Source organism: Ensifer meliloti (assembly GCF_030064585.1).
Classification (GTDB): domain Bacteria; phylum Pseudomonadota; class Alphaproteobacteria; order Rhizobiales; family Rhizobiaceae; genus Sinorhizobium; species Sinorhizobium meliloti.
Genome location: NZ_CP120365.1, coordinates 2,105,316 through 2,132,139, shown reverse-complemented (window position 1 = coordinate 2,132,139; position 26,824 = coordinate 2,105,316). Strand labels below are relative to the sequence as shown.

24 protein-coding genes, 1 tRNA gene and 1 riboswitch are annotated in these 26,824 nt (G+C 63.1%); of the genes, 8 read left to right on the top strand and 17 right to left on the bottom strand.

Annotated elements, in window-relative coordinates; genetic code table 11:
- Positions 1–7: 7 nt before the first annotated feature.
- The 5 genes from PZL22_RS17295 to tesB all read right to left on the bottom strand — a co-directional run bounded on the left by PZL22_RS17295 (position 8) and on the right by tesB (position 6,628).
- Entirely contained in the window at positions 8–670 is a 663-nt protein-coding gene (locus PZL22_RS17295) for an outer membrane lipoprotein carrier protein LolA (protein ID WP_003529654.1), read from the bottom strand.
- 135 nt (positions 671–805) lie between these two features.
- Entirely contained in the window at positions 806–3,457 is a 2,652-nt protein-coding gene (locus PZL22_RS17290) for an FtsK/SpoIIIE family DNA translocase (protein WP_003529653.1), read from the bottom strand.
- 328 nt (positions 3,458–3,785) lie between these two features.
- A complete protein-coding gene (locus PZL22_RS17285) occupies positions 3,786–5,141 on the bottom strand; it encodes an ammonium transporter (RefSeq protein WP_010970483.1) in 1,356 nt (451 codons plus the stop codon).
- A gap of 27 nt (positions 5,142–5,168) precedes the next feature.
- Positions 5,169–5,507 (bottom strand): P-II family nitrogen regulator, encoded by a 339-nt coding sequence (locus PZL22_RS17280; protein ID WP_003529649.1) that lies wholly within the window; start codon positions 5,505–5,507, stop codon positions 5,169–5,171.
- A gap of 236 nt (positions 5,508–5,743) precedes the next feature.
- Positions 5,744–6,628, bottom strand: coding sequence for an acyl-CoA thioesterase II (gene tesB, locus PZL22_RS17275; protein WP_003529647.1), 885 nt, complete (start codon positions 6,626–6,628; stop codon positions 5,744–5,746).
- Between the two features lie 58 nt (positions 6,629–6,686).
- Between tesB and PZL22_RS17270 the strand changes: the two genes are divergently transcribed.
- Positions 6,687–7,943, top strand: coding sequence for a ubiquinone biosynthesis hydroxylase (locus PZL22_RS17270; protein ID WP_080573392.1), 1,257 nt, complete (start codon positions 6,687–6,689; stop codon positions 7,941–7,943).
- A gap of 242 nt (positions 7,944–8,185) precedes the next feature.
- The gene (locus tag PZL22_RS17265) at positions 8,186–9,151 is read left to right on the top strand and encodes an IS110 family RNA-guided transposase (RefSeq protein WP_013844028.1); all 966 of its coding nucleotides are present in this window, start codon (positions 8,186–8,188) and stop codon (positions 9,149–9,151) included.
- Positions 9,152–9,294: 143 nt separating this feature from the next.
- On the opposite strand, the gene PZL22_RS17260 is transcribed toward PZL22_RS17265, so the two are convergent.
- The 5 genes from PZL22_RS17260 to PZL22_RS17240 all read right to left on the bottom strand — a co-directional run bounded on the left by PZL22_RS17260 (position 9,295) and on the right by PZL22_RS17240 (position 13,425).
- Positions 9,295–10,458, bottom strand: a complete 1,164-nt coding sequence (locus PZL22_RS17260; protein ID WP_003537933.1) for an IS4-like element ISRm16 family transposase — start codon at positions 10,456–10,458, stop codon at positions 9,295–9,297.
- 382 nt (positions 10,459–10,840) lie between these two features.
- Positions 10,841–11,029 (bottom strand): Trm112 family protein, encoded by a 189-nt coding sequence (locus tag PZL22_RS17255; protein ID WP_003537577.1) that lies wholly within the window; start codon positions 11,027–11,029, stop codon positions 10,841–10,843.
- A gap of 8 nt (positions 11,030–11,037) precedes the next feature.
- Positions 11,038–11,718 (bottom strand): LON peptidase substrate-binding domain-containing protein, encoded by a 681-nt coding sequence (locus tag PZL22_RS17250; protein WP_003537574.1) that lies wholly within the window; start codon positions 11,716–11,718, stop codon positions 11,038–11,040.
- A 145-nt stretch (positions 11,719–11,863) separates the two neighbouring features.
- Positions 11,864–12,856, bottom strand: coding sequence for a thioredoxin (gene trxA, locus PZL22_RS17245; protein ID WP_003537572.1), 993 nt, complete (start codon positions 12,854–12,856; stop codon positions 11,864–11,866).
- A gap of 59 nt (positions 12,857–12,915) precedes the next feature.
- Positions 12,916–13,425 carry a prolyl-tRNA synthetase associated domain-containing protein gene (locus PZL22_RS17240; protein ID WP_033049458.1) on the bottom strand — a complete coding sequence of 170 codons (510 nt, stop codon included), beginning with the start codon at positions 13,423–13,425 and terminating at the stop codon, positions 12,916–12,918.
- 256 nt (positions 13,426–13,681) lie between these two features.
- Between PZL22_RS17240 and PZL22_RS17235 the strand changes: the two genes are divergently transcribed.
- Positions 13,682–13,756: transfer RNA gene (locus PZL22_RS17235), tRNA-Gly, on the top strand.
- 256 nt (positions 13,757–14,012) lie between these two features.
- On the opposite strand, the gene PZL22_RS17230 is transcribed toward PZL22_RS17235, so the two are convergent.
- The 6 genes from PZL22_RS17230 to PZL22_RS17205 all read right to left on the bottom strand — a co-directional run bounded on the left by PZL22_RS17230 (position 14,013) and on the right by PZL22_RS17205 (position 19,039).
- Positions 14,013–15,002: a CobW family GTP-binding protein gene (locus PZL22_RS17230; protein WP_003537568.1), complete on the bottom strand. Its 990-nt coding sequence runs from the start codon at positions 15,000–15,002 to the stop codon at positions 14,013–14,015.
- A gap of 288 nt (positions 15,003–15,290) precedes the next feature.
- Positions 15,291–16,307, bottom strand: coding sequence for an aldose epimerase family protein (locus tag PZL22_RS17225; protein ID WP_284718516.1), 1,017 nt, complete (start codon positions 16,305–16,307; stop codon positions 15,291–15,293).
- A gap of 80 nt (positions 16,308–16,387) precedes the next feature.
- Positions 16,388–17,383, bottom strand: a complete 996-nt coding sequence (gene metA / locus PZL22_RS17220; protein ID WP_027993241.1) for a homoserine O-acetyltransferase MetA — start codon at positions 17,381–17,383, stop codon at positions 16,388–16,390.
- Positions 17,379–17,456: riboswitch (SAM riboswitch) on the bottom strand. It overlaps the preceding gene by 5 nt.
- 189 nt (positions 17,457–17,645) lie before the next feature.
- Positions 17,646–18,026, bottom strand: a complete 381-nt coding sequence (locus PZL22_RS17215) for a RidA family protein (RefSeq protein WP_003531294.1) — start codon at positions 18,024–18,026, stop codon at positions 17,646–17,648.
- A gap of 8 nt (positions 18,027–18,034) precedes the next feature.
- Entirely contained in the window at positions 18,035–18,640 is a 606-nt protein-coding gene (gene leuD / locus PZL22_RS17210) for a 3-isopropylmalate dehydratase small subunit (RefSeq protein ID WP_003531292.1), read from the bottom strand.
- A 147-nt stretch (positions 18,641–18,787) separates the two neighbouring features.
- Complete coding sequence (locus PZL22_RS17205) at positions 18,788–19,039, bottom strand: hypothetical protein (protein WP_127517236.1); 252 nt, start codon at positions 19,037–19,039, stop codon at positions 18,788–18,790.
- Between the two features lie 121 nt (positions 19,040–19,160).
- Here PZL22_RS17205 and PZL22_RS17200 point away from each other — a divergent pair, with 121 nt between their 5' ends.
- Both PZL22_RS17200 and PZL22_RS17195 read left to right on the top strand, forming a co-directional pair.
- Positions 19,161–20,063: an HpcH/HpaI aldolase/citrate lyase family protein gene (locus PZL22_RS17200; RefSeq protein ID WP_003531287.1), complete on the top strand. Its 903-nt coding sequence runs from the start codon at positions 19,161–19,163 to the stop codon at positions 20,061–20,063.
- A complete protein-coding gene (locus PZL22_RS17195) occupies positions 20,060–20,266 on the top strand; it encodes a DUF1737 domain-containing protein (RefSeq protein ID WP_003531285.1) in 207 nt (68 codons plus the stop codon). Before PZL22_RS17200 ends, PZL22_RS17195 begins: the two co-directional genes overlap by 4 nt.
- Before the next feature lie 84 nt (positions 20,267–20,350).
- Here the strand turns inward: PZL22_RS17195 and PZL22_RS17190 are convergent, their stop codons facing one another.
- Positions 20,351–20,785: a metallopeptidase family protein gene (locus PZL22_RS17190; RefSeq protein WP_003531284.1), complete on the bottom strand. Its 435-nt coding sequence runs from the start codon at positions 20,783–20,785 to the stop codon at positions 20,351–20,353.
- 142 nt (positions 20,786–20,927) lie between these two features.
- Here PZL22_RS17190 and PZL22_RS17185 point away from each other — a divergent pair, with 142 nt between their 5' ends.
- From PZL22_RS17185 to PZL22_RS17175, 3 genes are read left to right on the top strand one after another with little or no spacing between them, the layout of a single operon-like run.
- Positions 20,928–21,908, top strand: a complete 981-nt coding sequence (locus tag PZL22_RS17185; RefSeq protein ID WP_003531283.1) for an ImuA family protein — start codon at positions 20,928–20,930, stop codon at positions 21,906–21,908.
- Positions 21,808–23,364, top strand: a complete 1,557-nt coding sequence (locus tag PZL22_RS17180; protein WP_003531273.1) for a DUF6504 family protein — start codon at positions 21,808–21,810, stop codon at positions 23,362–23,364. Before PZL22_RS17185 ends, PZL22_RS17180 begins: the two co-directional genes overlap by 101 nt.
- On the top strand, positions 23,361–26,711 hold the full coding sequence (locus PZL22_RS17175; RefSeq protein WP_003531272.1) for an error-prone DNA polymerase: 3,351 nt from the start codon (positions 23,361–23,363) through the stop codon (positions 26,709–26,711). Before PZL22_RS17180 ends, PZL22_RS17175 begins: the two co-directional genes overlap by 4 nt.
- The last annotated feature ends 113 nt before the right edge of the window (positions 26,712–26,824 follow it).

The window sequence follows — 26,824 nt, the reverse complement described above, 5'->3', positions numbered from 1 at the left end:
GTCGCGATCAGCCGCCGCGGCGCTTGTTGCGCACCTCGTCATAGGGGATGCGGAAGACCTTGTCGTCGAGCGCGATGCCGGTCCGGACGTTGAAGATCATCACCGACGTGTCCTTCTTCTGCGCATCGGTGATCGTCCACTGCCGCAGATTGTAGCTCTTCGGGTCGAACATCATCGTGATGGTCGAATCTCCGAAGATGGAGCGGTCGCCGAGTACGATGGTGATGAGGTCCGCTTCCACCCTCACGTCGCGTACCATCCTGCTTCTCAAGTCGATCCTTTCGCTGAGCAACAGATTGAGCGGGGTCTTCGAGAGCGGATAGATATCCCAGGTCTTGAGCTTCATATTGCCGATGACGACGGACTTGCCGTCGGCGATGACCCGCATCGGCGAGGGTGCTTCGTAATTGAAGCGGATGCGTCCCGGCCGGCGGATATAGAACTTGCCGCCCGTCTGTTCGCCGCGCGGGCCGAACTGGACGAATTCGCCGGCCATCGTCTTCACGGACGAGAAATGATCGGCGATCCTCTGGGCAACGGCGGACGCCTGAGCCGAAGCGTCGCCCGCGCCGAACGTCGTGGCGCCGAAGCCGGCGAGGGCCGCCAGGCCGCCAACGAAGACGCGCCGCGAGATTGCCCCGTTGCGGCCGTCGGTTTTGGTCTCCATCATCGCAGTCTCCTTCATTCGTGATCATTTGAAGGGCAAGTGGGGCGCCTTCAAGGCGTTGGAAAACCCCGAAAACACGACGCCTTCAAATGACCGTTACCGCCTGCCGCGCGCTGATCACGCCGCTGTGGCGCTGTCTTACCGGCCGGTGATCTCAGCCTCGGTCGGCACCAGTATCTCGCGCTTTCCGGCGTGGTTCGCGGGGCTGATGATGCCTTCCTGCTCCATCCGCTCGATCAACGAGGCGGCCCTATTATAGCCGATACCGAGGCGCCGCTGCACGTAGGAGGTCGAAGCCTTGCCGTCGCGCAGCACGATCGCCACCGCCTGATCGTACGGGTCCTCGGAATCGGCGAGGTTGGAGGTGCCGGCCGGACCGCCGCCATCATTCTCGTCCTCGTCGTCCTCGGTGATCGCGTCGAGATATTGCGGCACGCCTTGCGTCTTCAGATAGGCAACGACCTCTTCGACCTCGGTGTCAGAGACGAAGGGTCCGTGCACGCGCTGGATACGGCCGCCGCCGGCCATGTAGAGCATGTCGCCCATGCCCAGGAGCTGTTCGGCTCCCTGTTCGCCGAGGATGGTGCGGCTGTCGATCTTGGAGGTCACCTGGAAGGAGATGCGCGTCGGGAAGTTCGCCTTGATCGTACCGGTGATGACGTCGACCGAGGGACGCTGCGTCGCCATGATGACGTGGATGCCGGCGGCGCGCGCCATCTGGGCGAGCCGCTGGACGGCGCCTTCGATATCCTTGCCGGCGACCATCATCAGGTCGGCCATCTCATCGATGATGACGACGATATAGGGCATCGGCGAAAGGTCGAATTCCTCCGTCTCGTAGACGGCCTCGCCGGTCTGGCGGTCGAAGCCGGTCTGGACGGTGCGCGTGATCGCCTCGCCCTTGGCCAGCGCCTGCTCGACGCGGCTGTTGAAGCCGTCGATGTTGCGCACGCCGATCTTCGACATCTTCTTGTAGCGCTCTTCCATCTCGCGCACGGTCCATTTCAGCGCCACGACCGCCTTCTTGGGGTCGGTCACGACCGGCGAGAGAAGGTGCGGGATGCCGTCATAGACGGAAAGCTCGAGCATCTTCGGATCGATCATGATGAGGCGGCACTGATCGGGTCTCAGCCGGTAGAGCAGCGATAGGATCATGGTGTTGATCGCCACCGACTTGCCCGAGCCGGTGGTGCCGGCGACGAGCAGATGCGGCATCTTGGCCAGATCGGCAACGACGGATTCGCCGCCGATCGTCTTGCCGAGCGCCATGGCGAGCTTCGTCTTGGTCGTCTCGAAGTCGCGGGAGCCGATCAATTCGCGCAGATAGACCATCTCGCGCCGCTGGTTCGGCAGCTCGATGCCGATGGCGTTGCGGCCGGGTACGACGGCGACACGTGCGGCGATCGCGCTCATGGAACGGGCGATGTCGTCGGCGAGACCGATGACCCGCGACGATTTGATCCCGGGCGCCGGTTCCAGCTCATAGAGGGTGACGACGGGGCCGGGACGGACATGGATGATCTCGCCCTTGACGCCGAAATCCTCGAGAACGCCTTCGAGCATGCGGGCGTTCTGCTCGAGCGCATCGGCAGAAAGCGAGGCATCGCGCGCGACATTCTTCGGCTCGGCAAGGAAGTGGATCGGCGGAAGCGTGAAATCGCCGTCTTCATCGACGAACGAGCGCTGCGCCTCGCGCTCGACGCGCTGCCCGGCTTTCGGCCGCGGCGGCGGCGGGGCCACGCGCGAACCCGCCATTGCCAGAGCCGGCTTCGGCGGTGCAGGCCGCGGAGCCCAGTCTGCGGCCACGTCGTCTTCGTCGTCGTCCGGCAGGATGCCGGCAGGCCGTCGCTCGTCGATATCGAAGGGCGGGTCGTCTTCGTCGCCCATGATCGGTGGCGGCGTGACGATGCGGCGCTCGGAACGATCGAGCGAGGGCTCGATACGACCGGCCTGCGCCTTCGGCCGGACCGGCTCGTTCAATGTGCCGAATTCGTCGTTGTTGAAGTCGTAGGGCTCGTCATACTGACGCTTCGCCGGCTTTGCTCCCATGCCGAAGGCGCGGCGCAGCCTCGCCTGCGCCGTGTAGCGCATATGGGCGAGCGACCCCATCAGTACAGTAAGAGGGCCTTCTTCGTCTTCCTCTTCGAGTTCGTCGCGTATGGTGCGCGCCTTGCTGGGTGCGGGCTCCGGCGCCGGTTCCGCCTCTTCATCCTCGCTGACGCCGATGAGGCCGGCGCTGTAGACGAGGCACCAGGCGGCTGGTGCGGTGAAGAGGCAGGCGAGGACGGTCGCGAAGGTGCCCGTCGGGAAGGTTCCGGTGAAGAGCGCCGGAAAACGCAGGATCATGTCGCCGAAGACGCCTCCGAGGCCGTTCGGCAACGGCCAGGTGATCGGCGCCGGAACGCAGCTCAAGGCCGCGCTCGCCAGCACCGAGCCGGCGAACCACAGGCCGAGCCGCTTGAGCACCTTGTCGAAATGCGTGCCCCGGATGAGAACGAGAGCCCAGGCGACGGCCGGGAGCAGCGCCACGACGCTCGCAAGGCCGAAGAACTGCATGAAGATATCCGCGAAGACGGCGCCGCCATAGCCGAGCAGGTTGGTCGGCTCGTTCGAAGTTGCATAGGAAAAGCTCGGATCCGCGACGTTCCATGTCGAAAGGGCAGCAATGGCGAGTGCCAGCGCACCGACGAGAACGAACCCCGCCAGCGAGGCGATCTGCCGCCAGACGAAGTGGGTCAGCACGAACCGGTTGGAACGGCTGTCAAGCGTTGCGGTATTGCTTCTGCTCATGTTGCCTGCTTTGCCCGTTTCGATCCGCCGGAACGAGAGCGCGCGAGAAGGCCGCCCATGAATATTCCAGCCCTTTTGGTGAGGAGCAGCCTTCTCACCCTCAATCCGGGCGAAAAGCGGGATGCTCCGGGCACTTTGCGTGCCCATGGAATCAACCTAAGCGAAGTAGGGTTAATGTGACATTAACCATGCGCGTGTGCCGGAAAAATTGCGGTTGGGATGCGTATGCAGCGCAAAAAAAAGCCCGGATCGCGAGATCCGGGCCAAGGGCGATCCGCAGGATGCGGACCGCGACGGGACTGTTGGCGGCGCGGTTTGACGACGCTGCTCAGCTCGCGTGATAGGCGGCTTCGCCATGCGAGGAGAGGTCGAGCCCTTCCCGCTCCGCTTCCATCGATACGCGAAGGCCGACAAGCGCATCGACTACCTTGTAGAGGATGGCGGAAACGACACCGCACCAGACGATCGTGATGGCGACGGCGGTGATCTGGGTCATCAGCTGGCTTCCCATGGTCACGCCGTCGGCATAGCCGATGCCGCCGAGCGAGGAGGAGGCGAAGACGCCGGTCGCGATCGCGCCGAAGAAGCCGCCGACGCCGTGCACGCCGAATACGTCTGCCGTGTCGTCATAGTGGAACTTGTTCTTGATCACCGAGACGAAGAAGTAGCAGAGCGGCGAGACGATCAGGCCCATGATGATAGCGCCCATCGGACCGGCGATACCGGCCGCCGGCGTGACGGCGACGAGCCCGGCGATCATGCCCGAAGCGGCGCCGAGCATCGACGCCTTGCCGCGCGTCAGCGTCTCGACGAGCGACCACGAAAGGACTGCGGCAGCCGTTGCGAGGAAGGTGTTGACGGTGGCGAGAACCGCACCGCCGGAGGCTTCGAGATTGGAGCCGGCATTGAAGCCGAACCATCCGAACCACAGCATGGCGGCGCCGACGAGCGTCAGGGTCATGGAATGCGGGGCCATCATGTCACGGCCGTAGCCGGTGCGCTTGCCGACCATGAATGCACCGACGAGGCCGGCGACGCCGGCATTGATGTGGACCACGGTGCCGCCGGCGAAATCGAGCGCGCCCATGCCGAAGAGCAGGCCGTTTGCGTCCCAGACCATGTGCGCGATCGGGAAATAGACGAATGTCGCCCAGAGGATGGCGAAGAGGATCGCGGCCGAGAACTTGATGCGCTCGGCAAAGGCGCCGACGATGAGTGCCGGGGTGATCGCGGCGAAGGTCATCTGGAACAGCATGAACAGATATTCCGGAATGACGACGCCATCGGAGAAGGTCGCCGCGGTGCTGTCGACGGTCACGCCCGCGAGGAAGAGCTTGGCGAAGCCGCCGAAATAGGCGCTCGTCGAGCCGCCGAAGGCGAAGGAATAACCGTAGACGACCCAGACGATCATCATGGCGGCGCCGATGACCGTGCACTGCATCAGCACCGACAGCATGTTCTTGGCCCGCACGAGGCCGCCGTAGAATAGGGCGAGGCCCGGGATCAGCATGAACAGGACGAGAAGCGTCGAAAGGAACATGAAGGTGGTGTCGGCCTTGTCCGGCACCGGTGTTGCGGCCGCGGCGGGCGCGGCTTCCTGGGCAAATGCAACGACCGGCGCGAGCATCGCGGCAGCGGTCGCTCCCACGCGTCGAAGAGAGGTGGAAAGGGTGAATGACGACATCGAAAATAGCTCCCTGAACGGCGTGGTTTACAACGCTTCTGAGTCGGTCTCGCCGGTGCGGATGCGCACGGCATGGTCAATCGAGTAGACGAAGATCTTGCCGTCGCCGATCTGGCCGGTCTTGGCGGCCGAAGCGATGGCTTCGACGGCCCTGTCGACGATCTCCGTCGCGACCGCGATCTCGACCTTCAGCTTAGGCAGAAAGCTCACGGCATATTCGGTGCCGCGGTAAATCTCGGTGTGCCCCTTTTGGCGGCCGTAGCCCTTCACTTCGGTCACGGTCAAACCCTGGATGCCAACGGCAGTGAGGGCTTCGCGAACCTCATCGAGCTTGAACGGCTTGATAATGGCCATCACAATTTTCATGGAGTTCCCATCCTTGTCTGCCTCCAGCGGAGGCCGTCTCTCCTTGCTGCTTGAGCGCCTGACGCGCTGGCAACCGGAAAGCTACATTCAAGGGGCGTGCCAGATTCGATGAGGCAGAACAAACCACTGAAAACTAATGGAAAAAACACGTCCGGCGAGGGGGCTGCCGCGGAACGCTAAAAATACGCCAGTCGGAATGATTAAAATATAAGCAGAATCCGAAAAATGGCAAAAATTTACGCAATTGCCTTTTTGCGGATCAATCCTTCCTGCGCGACAGAGGCGATCAGAACGCCCGAGCGGTCGAAAAGGCTGCCGCGGGTCATTCCGCGGGCACCGTGCGCGCTGGGGCTGTCCTGGGTATAGAGCAGCCAATCGTCCATTTTCGAGGGCCGGTGGAACCACATGGCGTGGTCGAGGCTGGCCACCTGGAGGCTGCGGTCGAAGACCGATGTGCCGTGTGCGTAAAGAGACGTGTCGAGGAGCGTCATGTCGGAGAGATAGGCGAGGACGGCGGCCTGGAGATGGCGCTCGTCCGGCACCGTCCCGACCGCTTTCACCCATACGTCCTGCTTCGGGGATGCCTTCGCGCGCGAGAAATAGTGTTCGAGCGAGACGGGCCGGATTTCGATCGGCCGCGGCCGTTCCCAATAGCGGCGGATCGCCTCCGGTGCGTGGACGAGAAACTTCTCCTTGAGTTCCTGCTCTCCCGGCAGCGTCTCCGGCATCGGCACGTCCGGCATGTCGAACTGGTGCTCGAAGCCATCCTCGTCGTACTGGAAGGAGGCAGACATGGCGAAGATGGCCTTGCCGTGCTGGATCGCCACCACGCGCCGCGTCGCGAAGCTCGAGCCGTCGCGGATCCGGTCGACCTCGTAGATGATCGGAACGGAAGGGTCGCCCGGACGCATGAAATAGGCGTGCAGCGAGTGAACGTAGCGGCCCCCGTCGACCGTGCGCTGGGCGGCGACCAGCGCCTGGCCGATCACCTGGCCGCCGAAGACCCGCTGCCAGCCGACCTGCGGGCTCAAGCCCCGGAAGAGGTTTTCCTCGAGCTTCTCGAGGTCGAGTATCGCAAGGAGCGCATCCATGGGCGTGGCGGTCTCGGTAGGGCGCGACATTTCGGCGGTCTCCGATGGTAGGAACGGCGTTGGCATTGATCTATATAGGCACGAGATGATGCTTCAAGTGCGACGGGAGACGAGGCGGATGATCGACGTTCTGATTGCCGGGGGCGGCTATGTCGGCCTCTCGCTTGCCGTATCGCTGAAAAAGGCGGCCCCCCATCTCGATGTCATGGTCGTCGATGCCGCGCCGGAAGGCGTGTGGACGAAGGACGAACGGGCATCGGCCGTCGCCGCCGCTGCCGAGCGGATGCTCGACGTCCTCGGCGTCTGGCAGGCGATCGCGCCCGAGGCCGAGCCGATCCTCAGGATGGTGATCACCGATTCGAAGACGGCCGATCCGGTCCGACCGGTCTTCCTTACATTCGAGGGCGGGGGCGAGGATAGTGGCGGCGACGGCCGCCCCTTCGCCCATATGGTGCCGAATACGGCGCTCGTCGGTGCGTTGCGCCGCGCCTGTGACGAGCTCGGCGTTTCGATCCGGCAGTCGACCGTGGTGGAGAGCTTCAAGAGCGGAGATCATTCCGTCGCCGTCACTCTGGCGGGCGGCGAGACGATCGAGGCGCGGCTGCTGGTCGCCTGCGACGGCGTTCGTTCGAGGCTGCGCGAGGCGGCGGGCATCAAGGTCGTCGAGTTCGATTACGGCCAGTCCGGCATCGTCACCACCGTCGAGCACGAGCGTCCGCATGGCGGGACGGCGGAGGAGCATTTCCTGCCTGCCGGTCCCTTCGCGACGCTGCCGCTCAAGAACAACCGTTCCTCGCTCGTCTGGACCGAGAGCACCTATGATGCCGAGCGTCTGGTGAAGGAGGACGATTTCATCTTCGAGGAGGAACTGGAGCGCCGTTTCGGCCATAAGCTCGGCCGTCTCAAGGTGGTCGGCGGCCGGCGTGCCTTCCCGCTCGGCCTCACGCTTGCCCGCGACTTCGTTGCACCGCGTTTCGCGCTCGCCGGGGATGCCGCGCACGGCATCCACCCGATTTCCGGCCAGGGACTCAATCTCGGCTTCAAGGATGTCGCGGCCCTCGCCGAAACGATCGTCGAGGCGGACCGCCTCGGCCTCGATATCGGCTCGCTCGCGGTTCTGGAGCGCTACCAGACGTGGCGGCGCTTCGATACCTTCCGGATGGGCGTTACGACGGACGTCCTCAACCGGCTCTTCTCCAACGACATCATGCCCGTGCGGGTCGTGCGCGACCTCGGCCTCGGCCTCGTCGATCGCCTGCCGTCGCTCAAGAAGTTCTTCATCCGCCAGGCGGCGGGCACTCCCGGCAGAACCGATCCGCGGCTGCTCGCCGGCGAGCCGATTTGAACGCAACCGTTTGTGCCTCTGTCCGCCCCTCATCCGCCTACCGGCACCTTGCATAAGAAATGTTGTAAAGGATTCGGTATGCCTTTGGCCGGGCGACCGCCCGGCCAAAGGCGCCGACCGTCGGATCGCCGGCACCAGAACCTTTGGGGGTTACGGAGAAGCAGGATCGCGGTCGGTTCCTCATCGTGGCCCGAATGGTTGCTGGAACAACCTGGTTCGTATGCAAGGCAGGGACGACAAGGATGACCGAGATTAGCATGAAAGCGGCCGGTATTGATACCGGGAAGATATGGCTTGATGTCGCCACCTACCCGGTGAGCGACAAACAGAAAGTGCCCAACAACGCCGACGGCTGGCAGACTCTGGCTGACTGGCTCGAGCGGCAGGGGATCGGACGGGTCGGGATCGAAGCGTCCGGCGGATATGAGCGCGACGTGATTGCGTATCTGCATCAGAGAGGCTTTGAGGTCGTCCTGCTGCAGCCGCGGCAAGTGCGCGCTTTCGGCCTCTATAAGCTGCGCCGAGCCAAGAACGACCAGCTCGACGCCGCGCTGATCGCCGAGTGCGCTGCCCGTTCGGATGCGCGATGCCATGCGCCGGATAGCCGGCTGATCGCGTTTGGCGAATGGCTGCTGTTCATCGAGCAGATCGAAGCCGATATAGCCTGCCTCAAGACCCGCCGCGAGCGTTTCACCGACAGGCGGATCCTCGAGGAGATCGATCGTTCCATCGGTGAGCTCAAGAGCCGTTGCAAAGCCCAGCTCGCGCTGTTGCAGGCCGCTGTCCGCGAGCATGACGATCTCGCCCGGAAGCTTGATCTGATCGAAAGCATCGACGGCATCGGCATCCGTACGGCACTCACCCTGGTCATTCTGATGCCCGAACTCGGCAGGGTCGACCGTGAGGAGATCGCCGCGCTGACCGGCGTGGCGCCTTATGACGACCAGAGCGGCAAGCGTGAAGGCGAGCGCCATATCGCCGGCGGACGGGCGCGCGTCCGCAGGGCCCTGTTCAATGCCGCCTTACCGGCGTCGCAGCGCTGGAACGAGACGCTGGTTGAGCTCTACGACCGTCTCACCGCAAAAGGCAAATCCCACAAAGCGGCGCTCATCGCCTGCGTCCGCAAACTCATCATCTTCGCCAACACCGTCGTCAAGCGCCAAACCCCATGGACGAAAAGCGCGCCACAACAAAATTCTTGCGCTTAGTCTAATGGTTGCGCTTCTCCCCGCAGGCGGGGAGAAGGGACAAGCGGCGCCAACTGAACCCCGCATTCACTGTCCGCCCGAGGGAGCGAGCGGGGCGCGGCATATCCCTTCTCCCCGCCTGCGCAGGGCTGTCCGGGGAAAATTCATGCATAGCGGAAGACCATTTGGTTTGGGATGGTCCGGGGTTTTGGTCGGCTTGGATTGACCTGCGGCGGCTTGTGGATTTCGGCGATGCTTTTGCGCTGGAACAGGCACTGGGTGACGAGGTCGGTGAAGCGCAGGATCGGTAGAGGGACGCGGGCGAGGCGGGCGGCGATGCGCAACAGTGCATAGGCGATCATCGCCGCGAAGATCTGCAGGCGGATGGCGTTGTCGTTGTTGCCGAGGAACTTGCGGATCTTGAGGTGCTGTTTGATCCAGCGGAACAGAAGCTCGATCTGCCAGCGATCCTTATAGAGCTGGCCGATCTCGACGGCGGAGCGCTCGAGGTCGTTGGTCAGAAGCGTGATCGTATCGCCGTCCTGGCGCTTGACGATTACCCGGCGCAAGCCGATCGGCAGCTTGGAATCGCCCTTGCTGGCGAGGCTGACCTGGCTGTCTTCGAGGACCAGGAAGCCATCGCCTTGAGGTTGCTCAACGGGGCGTTCAGCGACCAGAGCCAGTCCCATGTTGGTCTTCGGCCGGGTGACGAAACTGGCGCCGGCTTCGGCGATCGCCGTCCACCAGCCGTAATGGCAGTAGCCCTTGTCGAAGACATAGGTTGCGCCCTTTTCGATGGTGATCGTGCGGCCGATCTGGGCGTCGTTGACGTTGGCGTCGGTGATGTCGAGGATGCCTGGACAATCGGCCTTGGGATCATAGACGACATGCAGCTTCATGCCGCGGATGCGGCCGTTCGACTTGGCCCAATCGTACAGCTTACCCAGCGGGATCGGGGTCGAATCGATCAGCCGCAGCATCTTGGTGCCCTCCCGGCGCGTCTGCCGGTCGAGCTGACCGGCCAGAAGCGCGAAGGTCTCGGCGAAGACGGCGACCGGGCGGCGGCGGTTGGCGTCCGACAGCGTCGAGCGCATCAGCCGGCCACTGCCGAGATGGTAATGATGCTGACTGTTGGCGTTGAAGCTCGCCTCCAACCCGCGCAGGCTGGTCGTGGCGCTCAACTGGGCATAGATCAGTGCCACCAGATGATCCCAGCTGGTAAAGCACTTGTCGTAGGCATCCCCGGCATGACGATCCACAATCGCCTGAAAGCTGCGGCGATCAATCGCTTTCAGCAGCTGGGCGAAAATGCTAGGGGTGAACCGCATGCTCCGTCTCCTTTTCTGAGTCTCGACAACCAGAAAATAGACGGAAAAACGCCGTCTGACGGGGCATGCGCCTGCGACATTTCGATTCACCCGGAACTTTCCCCGGACAGCCCTGCCGCCTGCGGGGAGAAGGTGGCGGCAGCCGGTTGAGGGGCAATCCCGACCGAGCGGGGTTGAGGCGGTTGGGTTCCCGAGGGATCCCCTTCATGAGCAGTATCCGCCGCACCGGCGCGACAAGCGGCAAACGCATCAATCCCCTCTCCCCGCTTGCGGGGAGAGGGTTAGTCCTCGGGTTGAACCCGAGGAGAAGGGCAAATCCCCGCGTGGGGGTTAACCCAAATCACGAAGCTCAGGCAGCCTGACCGCACCGAAACGTCGACCCTCAATCCTCGATCTTGCGCGCCTCGGAGACCAGCATGATCGGCACGCCGTCGCGGATCGGATAGGCGAGGCGGGCCTTTTCGGACACCAGTTCGTTGGCTTCCGGATCGTAGCTGAGGCGGCCCTTGGTCAGAGGGCAGACGAGCAGTTCCAGGAGTTTCGGATCGACCTTGCTGGCGTTGATGTCCATCGCTCTTTTCATTGCAGAATATTGTCGAGGTCGCCGAAGTTGCGGGCGAGCACGATCTCGGTGATGGCGATCAGCGTTTCGGCCCGCGTCTTCAGGTCGGGAGCCTCCAGCAACGCCTGTTTCTCCGCCGGTCCATAGGGCGACATCATTGCCATGGAGTTGACGAGGGTACGATTGCTGGCGCGTTCCACGCTTTCCCAGTCGGCTTCGAGCTTGTTGGCGTCGAGATAGGCCCGGAAGGCTGCGAGGAGCGCCTCCCGGTCGACGAGGCTCTCATCGTCCGGATTTTCGAGATCGCTCCCGAACGGGCCGATGCGGAAACGGCGATAGCCGCGGCAGCCGGCCACCTCTGCGAAAAGCCGGAAGCGGCACACGCCGGTGAGAGAGGTGATGTAACGGCCGTCGCCGGTCTCGGCGAAAGAGGTGATCCGGCCGATGCAGCCCACCTGACAAAGCGCCGGTACCGACGAGGCGTCGATGTCGTTGCGGCCTTCCGCAAAAGAGGGCTGAACGATGCCGATCAGCCGGTTGCCGGCGAGCGCATCGTCGAACATGGCGAGATAGCGCGGCTCGAAGATGTTGAGCGGGAGCTGTGCGCCGGGAAGCAGGAGCGCGCCCGTCAAGGGAAACACCGGAAGAATCTCCGGTAAGTCCTTCGGACCGAGATAGCGCGCATTTCCGACATGCATTCCGACAGATCCTGCAGATAGCGGCCGCGCCTTATCGAGGCGCGGTGCCGTAGGACCAAAAAATGGTGCGGCCCTTCGAAATCTCAAGGGAGAAATACACCGGAATCGATCGGGCGGGGCTGAAAAAATTCGACGCGAAGGCCGCTTACGAAAAGAGAATCGACGACAGCTTGCGCCGCGCGGCGATCGTTGCCGGGTCCTTCGGGCCCCATACCTCGAAGAACGACAGCAGTTCGCGCCGGGCGCCGTCGTCCTCGAAGCTGCGGTCGCGCTTCATGATCGTCAGGAGATGTTCGGCGGCGGCGGTGCGGTCGCCCTCGACATTGCGGAGCTTGGCGAGCTTGAGCCGTGCCGCGTGGTCGTCCGGATCGAGCGCGAGTTGGCGCTCCAGCGCGGCCGGGTCGCCGAGCTTGCGGGCCTCCTCGATCTGGTCGAGCTTTTTCGAGACGGCGGCGACGGCCGCTTCCCCGGCTAGCGCTTCCGGCAGACCGGAAAGCGCCTGGCGCGCCTCGGCGACCTGCCCGAGCGCAATCATGCATTCGATCATGCCGGCGACAGCCGCGGCGTTTTCCGGGTCGGCCTGGAGAACGGCACCGTAGAGACCGGCGGCGTTCTGCGCGTCGCCTGCATCGATCAGCGCCTTCGCGTCGGCAAGCACGCTTTCGATCTCGGCCTTGCCGTTGTCTGCGGCCGGACCGGCGATTCGATCGATGAACTCCTTGATCTGGCTCTCGGGCACGGCGCCCATGAAGCCATCGACCGGACGCCCGTCGATAAAGGCGATCACCGCGGGAATGGACTGGATGCCGAGCTGGCCGGCGATCGATGGATGGTCGTCGATGTTCATCTTGACGAGCTTCACCCGGCCGGCGGCTTCCCTCACCACCTTCTCGATGACGGGCGTCAGTTGTTTGCAGGGCCCGCACCAGGGCGCCCAGAAATCGACGAGCACCGGCTGCTGGCGCGATGCCTCGAGCACGTCGCGGGTAAAGGCGGCGGTTGTCGTCTCCCTGATCAGGTCGTCCGGGATCAGGTCGTTCGGGCCGCTCGCGGTGCTTGCCGGCTGTCCGCCGAACGAGGCCGAGCCCGTCATCTGTGTGCCGAAGGAACCTTGATAGGGATTGTCGCTACCGCTCATTCTTCTCTCCTCGCGGACTTGGGCGTCCGGCTTCATGCATTCGCGCCAAAGATCGTATGTCAGGCCGTCACTTTCAAGACAAGCGGCTCGTGCCCGGTTGCCTCCATGAAGCGCAGCATGTCCTTCGACGCGATCGAGGTCGTCTGGTCGTTCGAGAGCGGATGGCAGTTGATCGTCTCGAACGCCATCAGCGTCTCGTCGAGAATGATCTTCACCTTGCCCTCGGTGTCGTTGATCGCGCCGAAGGCGGTGACGGCGCCCGGTATCACGCCCAGATATTCCATCAGCTTGTCCGGCTTGCCGAAGGAGACCTTGCTTGCCGCGCCGATGGTCTGATGAACGGTCTTCAGGTCCACCGTCGCGTGTTCCTCGACGGTCAGAAGGAAATAATTGTCCTTTTTGTCCTTCAGGAACAGGTTTTTTGTATGTCCGCCGGGGATTTCATCGCGCAGCGCCACCGATTCGGCGACCGTGAAGACCGGCGCGTGCCGCTTCGTCCTGTGTTCGATCCCGAGTTCGTCGAGAAAACGGAAGAGATCTTCCGCAGTCTTCGGCTCAGCCTTGTTCATGGTCATCCTTTCCGCAGTCGCGATCTTCTCTCGGCCTGCTTTAAGGAGGAGCGAGACGTTCCGCAATCTCATGCGCGGCGCAGCGCAACCGGAAACGCGGCATTCCCGGCCTTCGAATGCACTCGCGAAAAAATTCTTGGCGTTCGCGTCATTTCCCTGTTGCATTTGAAAAGGGCTTGGGCCATATAGCGCCCGTCGCCGCAACACGGGGCGACACCCCTGGTCCATCGACTACCCCCGGGCCTGGGTCTTGTGAGCGGGTGTAGCTCAGGGGTAGAGCACAACCTTGCCAAGGTTGGGGTCGGGCGTTCGAATCGCCTCACCCGCTCCAAATTCTTCGGACAATTCAGCAGGTTGATGAGCCCTTCGGGCGTTTTCCGTTTCGCACGGCCGTGCCGCGTAGCGGCGTTTGTCTATGCTTTTCGCGCGCCGGAGCGCGCTTTGCCGGCCGCCCTCAGAGCTGTGAGCATGTAGACCGGTGCAACTGGCCCCAAAGCTGAAGCAATATTGCGAGCTCCCTTCTCGCCACCGGTTTGCCGCATAGCCTTTGCGGACATACATCCGCAAAAGCTGCCAATAGCTCTCTACTATCCCACGACGGCCGGGTTCGCGCAGCATGCCATGAAGCCGTCGGTGATGACGTCCTTGGGAAGGTTGCGGCCGATGAAGACGAGGCGCGAGACGCGCTCTTCGCCCTCCTTCCAGGGGCGCTGGTGGTCGCCTTCCACCAGCATGTGGACGCCCTGGACGACATAGCGGTCGGTGTCGCCGGCAAAGGCGATGATGCCCTTCATCCGCAGCATGTCCGTGCCGAAGGCCCGGGCGGTCGTCTGGAGCCAGCGGAAGAATTTTTCCGGGTCTACGGGTCGGCGTTCGACCAGTGAAAAACTGGCGACATGGTCGTCATGCTCGTGATCGTGGTCCGCTTCGAGAAAGTCGGGCTCGACCTCGAGAATGCGGTCGAGATCGAAGGCGTTGCGATCGAGCAGGCTGGCGATCTCGAGATTGCAGCGCTGCGTCTTGAGGATGCCGGCCGTCGGATTGATGCGGCGGATGCGATCCTCCACGGCCTGCAGGCCTTCGGGCGATACGAGATCGGTCTTGTTGAGGATGATCGTGTCGGCGAAGGCCAATTGCTCCTGCGCTTCATGTGCGCGGTCGATCTCGCCGAGAAGGTGCTTGGCATCGACAACGGTAATGATGGAGTCGAGCCGTGTCTTGGAGCGGACATCCTCGTCGACGAAGAAGGTCTGGGCGACCGGCGCGGGGTCGGCGAGGCCCGTCGTCTCTATCAGGATGCCGTCGAACCGCTCGCGCCTGCGCATCAGCGCCTCGATGATGCGGATCAGGTCCCCGCGCACCGTGCAGCAGATGCAGCCATTGTTCATTTCGAACACCTCCTCGTCGGCATCGACGATGAGGTCGTTATCGATGCCGACCTCGCCGAACTCGTTGACGATGACCGCGAATTTCTTGCCATGCGGCTCGGAGAGGATGCGGTTGAGAAGCGTGGTCTTTCCTGCTCCGAGATAGCCGGTAAGGACGGTGACGGGGGTAGGGGCAAGCTGATCGGGCATTGGCGAGAACCTCACTGTCGCATGGACGGCCGGAGGCTATGTTCCGGCTACATGGATACGTTATTACATTTCACTTTATAAACGTAATAACGTAACATAGCCGGGGTTTGTCAAGTCCGATCCAGGCGCTGAAACGCTGAGATTCTCTTTCTTTCCTCGCCCGCAGCCGAATTCGTCACCGGTATCGCGCTGCCGGTGGAAGGCGGCGTCGATTAGCGGCGGGATGGAGCGTTTCACTGTTCGATGAAACGGTGAAACTGAAAGTGCTCCAACGGCCTCTGCCTTGCTTCAGTTCTTCGTGAAAACGTAATCCGTTTCCTGCCGGAGCGTTTCGCCCGGTCTCAGCACCGCCTTCGGGAAACCTTCGTGGTTCACCGCATCGGGCCAGATCTGCGTTTCGAGGCAGAAGCCGGCGAAGGGGCCGTAACGGCGGCCTTCGAGGCCGGGAACCGGTACGTCGAGCTTTTCTCCGGTATAGAGCTGCACGCCGGGCTCCGTCGTCAGCACTTCCAGCGACACACCGGAATTGATGCTGCGTACGAGCGCCACGGAGCGCTTCTGCACGCGCTCCGGCGAGAGACAGAAATTGTGGTCATAGGCGATTCCGCCGCGGTCCAGCTGCCTTCCAAGCGAGGTCATTTCGCGCAGATCGAAGGCGGTACCGGCGACGGGGCGGATCTCGCCCGTCGGAATCTGCCGCTCGTCGGTGGGCAGGTAGTGGTCTGCCGCAATCATGATGTCGTGGCCGAATGCGTCCGAGCCGCCGTCGAGGTTGAAATAGCTGTGCTGGCAGACATTGGCGAGGGTCGGCGCGTCGGTCTCAGTTTCGTAGACGACGTTGAGCGTGCCGCCCGGTTTCAGCGTATAGGTGCAGGTGATCGTGCAATTGCCCGGGTAGCCGGCACGGCCGTCCGGATCGGTGATCTCGAGCGTTACGCTGTCTTCGGCCTGCCTGCGGAGCGACCAGTTGCGCTTGCCGATATTGTCGCTGCCGCCGTGGAGATGCGTTGCGCCGTTCTCGTTGAGCTCGAGTTGATAGGCCTTGCCTTCGAGCGCGAAGCGGCCACCGCCGATACGGTTGGCGTTGCGGCCGGGCGTGGCGCCGAAATAGGAGGAATGGGCCGGATAGCTTTCGAAATCCTCGAAGCCGAGCACGAGCGGGGCTGCATGTCCTTCGAGCCGCAAATCCTGTATGACCGAGCCCCAGGTGATCACCGACGCCGTCAGCCCGCCGCCCTTAAGCGTCAGGCGCTGTACGGGCTCGCCGGAGGGCAGGTGGCCGAAGATTTCCGTGTCTGTTCCCATGCATCTCCCCATTTCCGCGAGTCGGCGTCAACCTGCTGCATTTCCGCCGAGGCGGCAACCGGAAAGTCATACTTTTTGCTTCAACGCTCTCCGGTTCCGATCTTCGCCAGCTCGTAGGGCGTCGTCTGGTAGATCTCGTTGATCCAGTTGCCGAAGAAGAGATGTGCATGGCTGCGCCAGCGGTTCTGCGGCGGAAGTGCGGAGTCATTGTGGGGGAAATAGTCGTGCGGCAGCTTGATCGGCACGCCGGCATCGACGTCGCGGAAATATTCCTCCGACAGGGACGTCGAATCATATTCGACGTGATTGAACATGTAGAGCCGGTTGCCTTTCTTCTCGTGTACGAGGCAGACGCCCACTTCCTTGGATTCCATCAGGATTTCGAGATCCGGCACCCGGTCGATATCGGCGCGGCGCACCTCGGTCCAGCGCGAAACGGGAACGGCGAAATCGTCGGAAAAGCCGTTCAGATAGACCGAAGAGGGCTGCAAGTTCTGGTGGCGGTAGACGCCGAAGGCCTTTTCCTTCAGCGGATATTTCGGAACCCCGTGGAAATGGTAGATCGCAGCCATCCCGCCCCAGCAGACGTTCAGCGTCGAATGGACGTTGGTCGTCGTCCAGTCGAAGATGCGCTGCAACTCCTTCCAGTAGGTGACCTCTTCGTATTCGAGCGTCTCGATCGGCGCGCCGGTGATGATGAAGCCGTCGAACTTGCGGGCCTCCACCTCCTCGAAGGTCTCGTAGAAGGCGAGCAGATGCTCTTCGGGCGTATTCTTCGGCCGGTGGCCATTGACGCGGACCAGCGTCAATTCGACCTGAAGCGGCGTGGCGCCGATCAGCCGCGCCATCTGGATCTCGGTCTTGATCTTGTTGGGCATGAGGTTCAAAAGCCCGATCTGCAGCGGCCGGATGTCCTGGCGGATCGCCTCGGTCTCGGTCATCAGCCGCACACCCTCGTGAACGAGAGTTTCGAAGGCGGGCAGCGTATCGGGTATCTTGATGGGCATGGGCGTCCACTCGATCGAATACAAAAAAACCGGCGGCGAAACGATCGCGACCGGTCCTCGGAAATCCATTGTTCCCTCGGCCCTTTAGCGACTTCTTTAACGTGGCTGCAAGCCGGCCGGCCAAATCACCACGGATCATTTGATAGCGCGAGGAGGACCGCGCGGTCAATGAAAAAGGATTCGACGGCGTCGAGGCGGCCCCTCATCCCGCTGCCGCGACCTTCTCCCCGCAAGCGGGGCGAAGGGATGAGCGGCACTCCTCCAGTCCCCGCGCCCCGCTTGCGGGAGATTGGGTCATGGTGAGGGGGCAGCCCTTGTCCGTCGTTCTGCCTTATCCCCGAAACGCCGTGACCTCGATCTCGATCAGCATTTCCGGGCGGATGAGGTCGCAGACGATCATCGTCGCGGCCGGGCGGATCTCGCCGAAGGTCTCGCCGAAGATCGGGAAGACGCGGTCGGCAAAGCTCGCATCGGTGACGTAGTAGTGGTTGCGCACGACGTCCGACAGCGAGAAGCCGGCTTCCTTCAGGGCGCCTTCGATCGTCTTCAGGCAGTTGCGCGCCTGCTCCTCCACCGTTTCCGGCATGGTCATGGTCGCATAGTCGTAGCCGGTCGTGCCGGAGACGAAGCACCAGTCGCCTTTCGCGACGGCACGCGAATAGCCTGCCGTCTTTTCGAAAGGCGAGCCGGACGAGATGAGCTTGCGGGTCATCCGGCAGCTCAGGCCCAGGGGCGGGAAGCGGCGGTCGCCTTCTCGTAATTGTCGATGGAACCGCCCTTTTCGAGCGTGAGGCCGATATCGTCGAGGCCGTTCAGCAGGCAGTGGCGCTTGAAGGCATCGACCTCGAACTTGATCGAGCCGCCGTCCGGACCGGTGATCTCCTGCGCTTCGAGATCGACCGTGAGAATGGCATTGGAGCCGCGGCTGGCGTCATCCATCAGCTTGTCGAGGTCTTCCTGGCTGACGACGATGGGCAGGATGCCGTTCTTGAAACAGTTGTTGTAGAAGATGTCGGCGAACGAGGTCGAAATGACGCAGCGGATGCCGAAATCGAGAAGCGCCCAGGGCGCATGCTCGCGCGAGGAGCCGCAGCCGAAATTGTCGCCTGCGACGAGAATCTTGGCGTTCTGGTAGGCAGGCTTGTTGAGGACGAAGTCCGGATTGGGGGTGCCGTCCTCGTTGTAGCGCGCCTCGGCGAAAAGCCCCGTGCCGAGGCCGGTGCGCTTGATCGTCTTCAGGTAATCCTTCGGAATGATCATGTCCGTGTCGATGTTGACGACGGGCAGGGGAGCGGCAACGCCGGTGAGCTTGACGAACTTGTCCATGACTTGGCCTTCGATTTCAGCGGAAATGTTCGAGAAGCGTTTAGATCAGTTTTGCGCCGAAATGAAGGGGAATCTGCTTTCATGGAGCGGGAGGCGGGCGGAAAACCGCTTCACAACTTGCCTCATCCCGCTTCCGGCAATCCCATTCTAAAGATCGATGATCGTCCCGCGCCCGTCCTTCCATACCCGCATCTCGCGCGGAGTGCTTCCCGGATTGGCGCGTGCGCGCGCACGAGCCTGCACGGGCCGTCCGTTGAGCTTGGCGGCGATCGCGCTGCCGACGGCAATGATGGCGGCGATCCCGGCGAGCGCCAAGGCCAGCGAGGCGGTGAACACGAATGCCACGAGCGTGATGGTGATGGCGGCGGCCGTGAAGAGAACAGAGCGGATGCTTTGCATGATTGTCACCTTTCTGTTCGGCATGTGGGTGCTGGCCACGCCGCTTGCAAGAGGGTCCGCTCGTCTCGGCTTGCGCAAAGGTTGAAAGGCAGGCACAACGAACGGCATGACAGGGAACGGCATGAGAGCGATCGACCATCATCCCGTGCGGCTGCGCCGCTCGGTGCTTTCGGTTCCGGCCGACAATCAGCGCGCACTCGCCAAGGTCCGTGAACTGGCGGCGGACGCCGTGATCTTCGACCTCGAGGATTCCGTCTCGCCGGACCGCAAGGCTGCGGCGCGCGATGCGCTCGTCCGGCATCTTGCCGGCAACCGGCCGCAGGGCGAAACGGTCATCCGCGTCAATGCGGCGGGCTCAGGCTTCGGCGAGGCCGATCTCGCAGCGGCTCTTGCCGCGCGGCCCGATGCCATCCTCCTGCCCAAGGTCGAAAGCCCCGCCGATATTCAAGGCGCGCTCGACTGGCTTTCGGAAAGGGACGCGCCGGATGAGCTGAGGCTCTGGGCGATGATCGAGACGCCGCGCGGGGTCGTGAACGGGCCGGCGATCGCCGAGACCGGCCGCACCTCCGGCGGCCGGCTGGACTGCTTCGTCGTCGGGCTGAACGATCTTCGCAAGGAGACGGGCGTGCCCGCCCTTCCGGGCCGGACCTATCTCGTTCCGTGGCTGATGCAGATCCTTCTTGCCGCGCGCGGCAGCGGGCTCGACGCCATCGACGCGGTCTTCAACGATTTCCGCGATCCGGAAGGGTTCGAGGCGGAGTGCCGGCAGGGACGCGACATGGGCTTTGACGGCAAGATGCTGATCCACCCGGCGCAGATCGATGCGGCCAATCGGCATTTCGCCGCGGACGAGGCTGCGGTCGAGGAGGCGCGCGCGATCATCGAGGCCTTTGCCTTGCCGGACAATGCCGGAAAGGGTGTCATCAACCTTCATGGGCGGATGGTCGAGCGCCTCCATCTCGAGCAGGCGATGAAGATCGCCGCCAAGGCGGACATCATCGAAAAACGAAAGGCAAAATCTTGAAGCTCTATCGCTTTCTCACCGGCCCCGACGATGCCTCCTTCTGCCACAAGGTGACGGCGGCATTGAACCAGGGGTGGACGCTGCACGGTCCGCCGACCTACGCCTTCAATGCTGACACCCAGCACATGCAGTGCGGCCAGGCGGTGGTGAAGGAAGTGGAGGGCAAGGATTATCATCCCGACATGAAGCTGTCGGAGCAGTAGGGATCGTTTCGGGTCGGACTTGCCCCCGCGCACAGGGATGAGGAAATCAGGCAGGAGCGGCGGGTATCCGAATCTCAACAGGCCTCAGCCGCCCACGTGTTCCACGCTTTCCTCGATCCGCTCCATGTCGTCGTCCGACAGGCCGAAATGGTGGCCGATCTCGTGGATCAGCACATGGGTGATGATATCGCCGAGCGTTTCCTCGTTTTCGGCCCAGTAGTCGATGATCGGGCGGCGGTAGAGGGTGATGCGGTTCGGGAACTCCCCGGTTTCCATGGTGAAGCGTTCACCGAGACCGCGGCCTTCGAACAGGCCCAGCAGGTCGAACGGCGTTTCGAGCGCCATGTCTTCGAAGACATCGTCGCTTGGAAAGTCGGCGATTTCGATCGTGAGATCCGTCGTCAGCTTGCGGAATTCCTCAGGCAGGTGGCTGTAGGCTTCAAACGCGAGCTGTTCGAATACGGTAAGCGACGGTGCGTGGCGTTCCCGCCAATCATCGGTTTGGTCAATGCGGGCCATGGGCACTCCTTGTTGCCCCTCATATAGCGATTTTGCCTTTGTTTTTCGAGTGATGAATTCTATCCCGAAAAGAAAGAGGAATATATTCTCAACATTGGTTGTTGACTCTTGAGGGCAGCTCTGGAATCCATAAGAACATAACATGAACATGCAGATGGAGCTGACCGTCATGGCCGGAAACGCCGTGCAACGGCAAACCGTTCTTTCCCTTCGCGAGACCATTGCGCGGATTGAAGATCGCGGGGTGCCGGGATGCGTCCGGTCGGCCAAGACGGCCGACCCTGCCGGCTTTCGCCGCGGCAAGGAGGAGGCCACGCGCCGCAAGATCCTGCCGCTCGGCGTCCCGCAATTCGATGAGGTCCTCCAGGGCGGGTTGCCGCTCGAGGGCATGATGGAAATCCGCAATGCCGAAACCCCGGATGCGGGCGCGGCCGCCGGTTTCGTGGCGGCGCTTGCGGTGCTCTATCAACGGCAGAAGAAGGAGAATGGCCGTCTGGCCCCGATCCTTTGGATCAGCCAGACGCTTGCTGCCTGTGAGGCGGGTCAGCCTTATGCGCCGGGCCTCAAGGCCTATGGACTCGATGCCGAGCGCTTCCTCTTCGTTTCGGCGCGCACGGTGAAGGATGCGCTGTGGATCGCAGAGACGGCGCTTTCGGTACCGGTCTTCGCCGTGGTCGTTCTGGAAATCCGCGGCAACCCTGCCTGTCTCGCCCTGAGCGAGAGCCGGCGTCTGCATGTGAGGGCCCGGGCGGGCGGCGTGCCTCTTCTCGTCTTGCGTCAGGCGGGCGAGGAGGAGGCGAGCAGCGCCTTCTTCCGGCTCCAGGTCAAGCCGGCACCGGCCGGCGAACGTCCTCTTCCCGATGGTTCGGTGCTTTGCGGCAGCATCGGCCATCCCGCCTTTCACCTCCTTGTCGAAAAAAGCAGGCGCCAAGCCTCCGACGACATCTTTCTCGAATGGAACGCCCATGACCGCCGCTTCTACTCACTCGATGAGCGCCGGAGCGCCGCTCTTCAGACAAACGATGAGCCAACGGATCCTGTCGATCCACTTTCCGCATCTGCCGACCGACCGCGTCGCGCGCAGCCGATGGGGCGCCTCCTGGCTTTCGCGCGGGCGTCCTGACCATCCGCCCGTCGTCTTCGCCGCCAAGATCGACAATGCCATGCGGCTCGTTGCGCTCGATACTTTTGCAGAGCGTATCGGCCTGAAGCGCGGCCAGGGGGCGGCGGAGGCCCGCGCCATGTGTCCCTCGCTCGACGTGATCGCCGCCGATCCGGCCGCCGACCAGGCCTTCCTGGAGGCGCTTGCCGACTGGTGCGACCGCTATACGCCGCTCGTGGCACTCGACGGCACGGATGGCCTGTTCCTCGACATCACCGGCTGCGCCCATCTTCATGGCGGCGAAAAGGCGCTCATCAGCGATGTCCTGTCGCGTCTTTTCTCTCTCGGCGTCGAGGCGCGGGCGACCGTCTCCTCCGCAGCCGGGCTTTCCTGGGCTGTCACCCGTTACGGCGATGCCGACGTCATTGCGCCCGGGGATGGAGACCCGGTGCTGGCACCCTTGCCGGTCGCCGCGCTGCGATTGCCGGCGGACACCGCGGCCGCACTCGAACGGGTCGGGCTGAAACAGATCGGCGACCTTCTCGAAGCGCCGCGGGCGCCGCTCGCCCGCCGCTTCGGCTCCTCCCTTCTCCTCAGGCTCGATCAGGCGAGGGGCTTCGAGGACGAGCCGCTTTCGCCCCGGCTGCCCGTGCCGAGCTTCTCCGCCGAACGCCGGCTCGCCGAGCCGCTGCAGGACGAGGAACACATTCTCGAACTGACCCGTCACCTCGCCAGGGATGTCCGCTCCTCGCTGGAGCGACATGGCGAAGGCGGGCGGCTCTTCGAGCTCCTCCTGTTCCGCGTCGACGGCCGGGTATTCCGCGTTCGAGCCCATGCGGCCGTGCCCTTGAACGATGCCGTCCGCATCGCCGCCCTCTTTCGCGAGCGGCTGCAGGCGGTTCATGACGATCTCGATGCCGGATATGGTTTCGAAATCGTCCGGCTCTCGGTCCTCAGAAGCGAAAGGCTCGATCCGGCGCAGCAGGATTTTTCCGGCGCCCCCGACGAAAGCCAGCCGCTCGCGGCCTTCGTCGACAAGGTCTCCGCCCGTTTCGGGCCCGGTTGCCTGATGCAGGCGACCCTTGCCGAAAGCCATCTGCCGGAACGGGCGGGCGGATTTGCCGCCGTGACGGACGTGGCCGCGGTCCTGAGGACGCCTGCCCTTGAAGAGAAGGCTTTCCCCGAGAACCGTCCGCTTCGGATTTTCGCGCATCCCGAACCGGTGGAGGCGACGGCGGAAGTGCCCGAGGGTGCGCCGCGCAGCTTCAACTGGCGCAAGACCCGCTACCGCGTCGCCCGTGCCGAAGGGCCGGAGCGCATCGCCGCCGAATGGTGGATCGACGGGGAGGATCATCCGACGCGGGATTATTTCCGGATAGAGGATCAGGAGGGCCGCCGCTTCTGGCTGTTTCGCGAAGGTCTCTACGGAAGGGAGACCGCCTCGCCCCGCTGGTTCATGCACGGAGTTTTCGCATGAGCGCGGATGCTGTCTTCTGCGAGCTCGGTGCGCGCACGAATTTCTCCTTTCTCGAAGGGGCGGCGCCGGCCGAGGAGATGGTCGTATTCGCCAAGAAGGCGGGGCTTGCCGGTCTCGGCATTGCCGACCGCAACAGCGTCGCCGGCGTCGTCAGGGCTCATGCCAAGGCGAAGGTGGAGGGCTATCCCTTCCAGCCGGGCGCCCGCCTGGTTTTTGCCGACGGCACGCCGGACATTCTCGCTTATCCGAAGAACAGGCGGGGCTGGGGGCATCTCTGCCGCCTGCTCAGCGCCGGTAACCTGCGCTCGAAGAAGGGCGACTGCACGCTCCATCTCGCCGACCTGCTCGAATGGCAGGAGGAGCTTCTTCTGATCGTCATGCAAGGCGAAGGGCGGCCGGAACCGGAGAGCCTGGAAGTGCTGCTCGGGACATTGAAGGAGCATGCGGGCAACCGGCTCTATCTCGGACTGGCGCCGCATTATGACGGTTTCGACCGGCATGATTTTGCCGTTCTGGCCGCAATTGCCCGAAAGGCCGGCATCGGGTTGCTCGCCACCAATGACGCGCTCTATCACGATCCGCATTACAGGCCGCTCGCGGATGTCGTCACCTCCATCCGGGAGCATGTGCCGATCGCCGGCGCCGGTTTCCTTCTGCAGAAGAATGCCGAAAGGCATCTGAAGGGCCCAAGGGAAATGGCCAGGCTTTTCAGCGACTATCCCGAGGCGATCGCCAATACCCGGAAATTTTTCCGCGAGCTCGCCTTCAGCCTCGACGAGCTCAGCCACCAATATCCGGATGAAAACGCCGATGGCGAGACGCCCGCCGAAAGCTTGCGGCGGCTCGTCGCGGAAGGTGCGGCGGAGCGCTATCCCGAAGGCGTGCCGGAAAAGGTGATGCGCCAGATCGACTATGAGCTCGAGCTCATCCACGACAAGAAATACGAGCCTTATTTCCTGACCGTCCACAAGCTCGTGAAATTTGCCCGCAGCGTGAATATTCTCTGCCAGGGGCGGGGCTCGGCGGCCAATTCCTCGGTCTGCTTCTGCCTCGGCATCACCGATGTCGATCCGCAGAAATTCACCCTGCTGTTCGACCGATTCCTGTCGAAGGATCGCGACGAGCCGCCCGATATCGATGTCGACTTCGAGCACGAGCGGCGCGAAGAGGTGATCCAGTATATCTACAGGACTTACGGCAAGGAGCATGCGGGCCTGACCGCCGCGGTGATCAGCTATCGCTCGCGCTCCGCCGGGCGCGAGGTCGCCAAGGCCTTCGGCCTTTCGGAAGACGTTCAATCGGCTCTCGTCAGTTCGATCTGGGGCTGGGGCACCTCGCCTTTCACCGAGGAGCAGGCGAAAGGGGCGGGGCTCGACGCGGCGGACCCTCTCACCAGGCGCGTGCTTGCCTATGCCAGTCTGCTCATGAATTTTCCGCGCCACCTCTCGCAGCATGTGGGCGGCTTCGTGATTACCCGCGACAGGCTCGACGAGGTCGTGCCGATCATGAACACGCCCATGCCCGACCGCTACATGATCGAATGGGACAAGGACGATCTCGATGAGCTGAAGATACTGAAGGTCGACGTGCTGGCGCTCGGCATGCTGACCTGCCTTGCCAAGGGTTTCAAGCTTCTGGAAGCGCATTACGGCGAGCCGATAACGCTGGCCGAAATCTACCAGGATCATCGGGACGCGGTTTACGACATGATCTGCCGCGCCGATACGGTCGGCGTCTTCCAGATCGAAAGCCGGGCGCAGATGAGCATGCTGCCGCGCCTGCAGCCGCGCGAAATGTACGATCTGGTGATCGAGGTAGCGATCGTTCGCCCCGGCCCCATCCAGGGCAATATGGTGCATCCCTATCTGAAACGGCGCGAAGCCCAGCGCAGGGGCGAGGCGGTCGTGTATCCCAGCCCGGAGTTGAAGGCGGTCCTGGAAAGGACGCTGGGCGTGCCGCTGTTCCAGGAGCAGGCGATGCAGATCGCGATCACAGCGGCCGGTTTTTCGCCCAGCGAGGCCGACCGCCTGCGCCGCGCCATGGCCACCTTCAAGCGGACCGGTACGATCCACACCTTCGAGCGGAAGATGGTGGAGGGCATGGTCGCGAATGGCTACGAGAGGGAATTCGCCGAGCGCTGCTTCAACCAGATCAAGGGATTCGGCGAATACGGCTTCCCCGAAAGCCATGCTGCCTCCTTCGCCTCTCTCGTCTATGCCTCGGCCTGGCTCAAGACCTATTATCCGGACATCTTCTGCGCCGCGCTCCTGAACGCACAGCCGATGGGTTTCTATGCGCCGGCGCAACTGGTGCGCGATGCCCGTGAACACGGGGTCAGAATGCTGCCGGTCGATATCAATCATTCGGATTGGGATGCCCTGCTCGAAGGCGAGGGCGCCTTCGACAAGAATGCTGTCCACCCGCGCCACGCCAGCATGCGGGAGGTGATCAAAACCCGGAAGGCCGTGCGGCTGGGCTTCCGGCTGGTCAAGGGCCTGAAGCAGACGGATATGAAGGCGCTCGTCGCGCGCCGGGGGGAGGGATACCGCTCCGTTCATGACCTGTGGCTTCGATCAGGGCTCTCCCGCTCCGTTCTGGAGCGCCTTGCGGATGCTGATGCCTTCCGGTCGATAGGCCTCGACCGGCGGGCGGCCCTCTGGGCGGTAAAGGCGCTCGACGAGCAGTCGGCGGTGGAGCGATTGCCGCTTTTCGAGGGGGCGGGTTCCGACGATCTGCAGATCGAGCCCAAGGTCGCTCTTCCCGATATGCCGGCAGGCGAACAGGTCATTCATGACTATCGCACCCTGACGCTCTCCCTGAAGGCGCACCCCGTTTCCTTCATGCGGGAGGATTTTTCGCGAATGGGTATCCTGCGCAGCCGGGATCTGGCGGCAACCGCAACTGGAAGATGGGTGACGGTGGCAGGCCTTGTACTGGTCAGGCAGCGGCCGGGCTCTGCCAATGGCGTCATCTTCATGACGATCGAGGACGAAACAGGGATCGCCAATATCATCGTCTGGGAAAAGACGTTCCAGAAATACCGGCGGCAGGTCATGGGATCGCGGCTTGTGAAAGTCCGCGGCCGCTTACAGAACCAGAGCGGCGTCATTCACGTGGTCGCCGATCATCTGGAGGATATAACGCCGATGCTTGGCCTGCTGCGCCGGGAGGCGCGGCGTTTCGGCGTCAACGACCGCGCGGACGGGGCCTTGCGGCCGAGCGCGGACGCCCGCGAAAAGAAAAAACTCCGGCAATTGCGCCTGGGCCTGCCCGCTCGCGCAGCGCCGGAGGGCGAGGCGGCCGCCCAGGTCGCGGAGGTCATGCCGAAGGGGCGCAATTTTCATTGAGCCCCAGTCGTTACGCGCATCGAAGTCCGCCTTCCGCTTGAGGCCTCCAGGGCGCCCCCTGTGTAAAAATGTCGCAGGCACCGCTGCCGGAATTACAAGTCATGGAGGAAAAA

Bases quoted from the DNA above. Each gene is read 5' to 3' on its own strand.
- PZL22_RS17280 (WP_003529649.1), bottom strand. From the start codon at position 5,507: ATGAAAATTGTGATGGCCATTATCAAGCCGTTCAAGCTCGATGAGGTT.
- PZL22_RS17290 (WP_003529653.1), bottom strand. From the start codon at position 3,457: ATGAGCAGAAGCAATACCGCAACGCTTGACAGCCGTTCCAACCGGTTC.
- PZL22_RS17225 (WP_284718516.1), bottom strand. From the start codon at position 16,307: ATGGGAACAGACACGGAAATCTTCGGCCACCTGCCCTCCGGCGAGCCC.
- PZL22_RS17175 (WP_003531272.1), top strand. From the start codon at position 23,361: ATGAGCGCGGATGCTGTCTTCTGCGAGCTCGGTGCGCGCACGAATTTC.
- PZL22_RS17185 (WP_003531283.1), top strand. From the start codon at position 20,928: ATGAACATGCAGATGGAGCTGACCGTCATGGCCGGAAACGCCGTGCAA.
- PZL22_RS17205 (WP_127517236.1), bottom strand. From the start codon at position 19,039: ATGCAAAGCATCCGCTCTGTTCTCTTCACGGCCGCCGCCATCACCATC.
- PZL22_RS17215 (WP_003531294.1), bottom strand. From the start codon at position 18,026: ATGACCCGCAAGCTCATCTCGTCCGGCTCGCCTTTCGAAAAGACGGCA.
- PZL22_RS17295 (WP_003529654.1), bottom strand. From the start codon at position 670: ATGATGGAGACCAAAACCGACGGCCGCAACGGGGCAATCTCGCGGCGC.
- trxA (WP_003537572.1), bottom strand. From the start codon at position 12,856: ATGAGCGGTAGCGACAATCCCTATCAAGGTTCCTTCGGCACACAGATG.
- PZL22_RS17230 (WP_003537568.1), bottom strand. From the start codon at position 15,002: ATGCCCGATCAGCTTGCCCCTACCCCCGTCACCGTCCTTACCGGCTAT.
- PZL22_RS17255 (WP_003537577.1), bottom strand. From the start codon at position 11,029: ATGGACATCAACGCCAGCAAGGTCGATCCGAAACTCCTGGAACTGCTC.
- tesB (WP_003529647.1), bottom strand. From the start codon at position 6,628: ATGTCGCGCCCTACCGAGACCGCCACGCCCATGGATGCGCTCCTTGCG.
- PZL22_RS17260 (WP_003537933.1), bottom strand. From the start codon at position 10,458: ATGCGGTTCACCCCTAGCATTTTCGCCCAGCTGCTGAAAGCGATTGAT.
- leuD (WP_003531292.1), bottom strand. From the start codon at position 18,640: ATGGACAAGTTCGTCAAGCTCACCGGCGTTGCCGCTCCCCTGCCCGTC.
- PZL22_RS17180 (WP_003531273.1), top strand. From the start codon at position 21,808: ATGAGCCAACGGATCCTGTCGATCCACTTTCCGCATCTGCCGACCGAC.
- PZL22_RS17285 (WP_010970483.1), bottom strand. From the start codon at position 5,141: ATGTCGTCATTCACCCTTTCCACCTCTCTTCGACGCGTGGGAGCGACC.
- PZL22_RS17200 (WP_003531287.1), top strand. From the start codon at position 19,161: ATGAGAGCGATCGACCATCATCCCGTGCGGCTGCGCCGCTCGGTGCTT.
- PZL22_RS17190 (WP_003531284.1), bottom strand. From the start codon at position 20,785: ATGGCCCGCATTGACCAAACCGATGATTGGCGGGAACGCCACGCACCG.
- PZL22_RS17270 (WP_080573392.1), top strand. From the start codon at position 6,687: ATGCTTCAAGTGCGACGGGAGACGAGGCGGATGATCGACGTTCTGATT.
- metA (WP_027993241.1), bottom strand. From the start codon at position 17,383: ATGGATTTCCGAGGACCGGTCGCGATCGTTTCGCCGCCGGTTTTTTTG.
- PZL22_RS17265 (WP_013844028.1), top strand. From the start codon at position 8,186: ATGACCGAGATTAGCATGAAAGCGGCCGGTATTGATACCGGGAAGATA.
- PZL22_RS17240 (WP_033049458.1), bottom strand. From the start codon at position 13,425: ATGAACAAGGCTGAGCCGAAGACTGCGGAAGATCTCTTCCGTTTTCTC.
- PZL22_RS17250 (WP_003537574.1), bottom strand. From the start codon at position 11,718: ATGCATGTCGGAAATGCGCGCTATCTCGGTCCGAAGGACTTACCGGAG.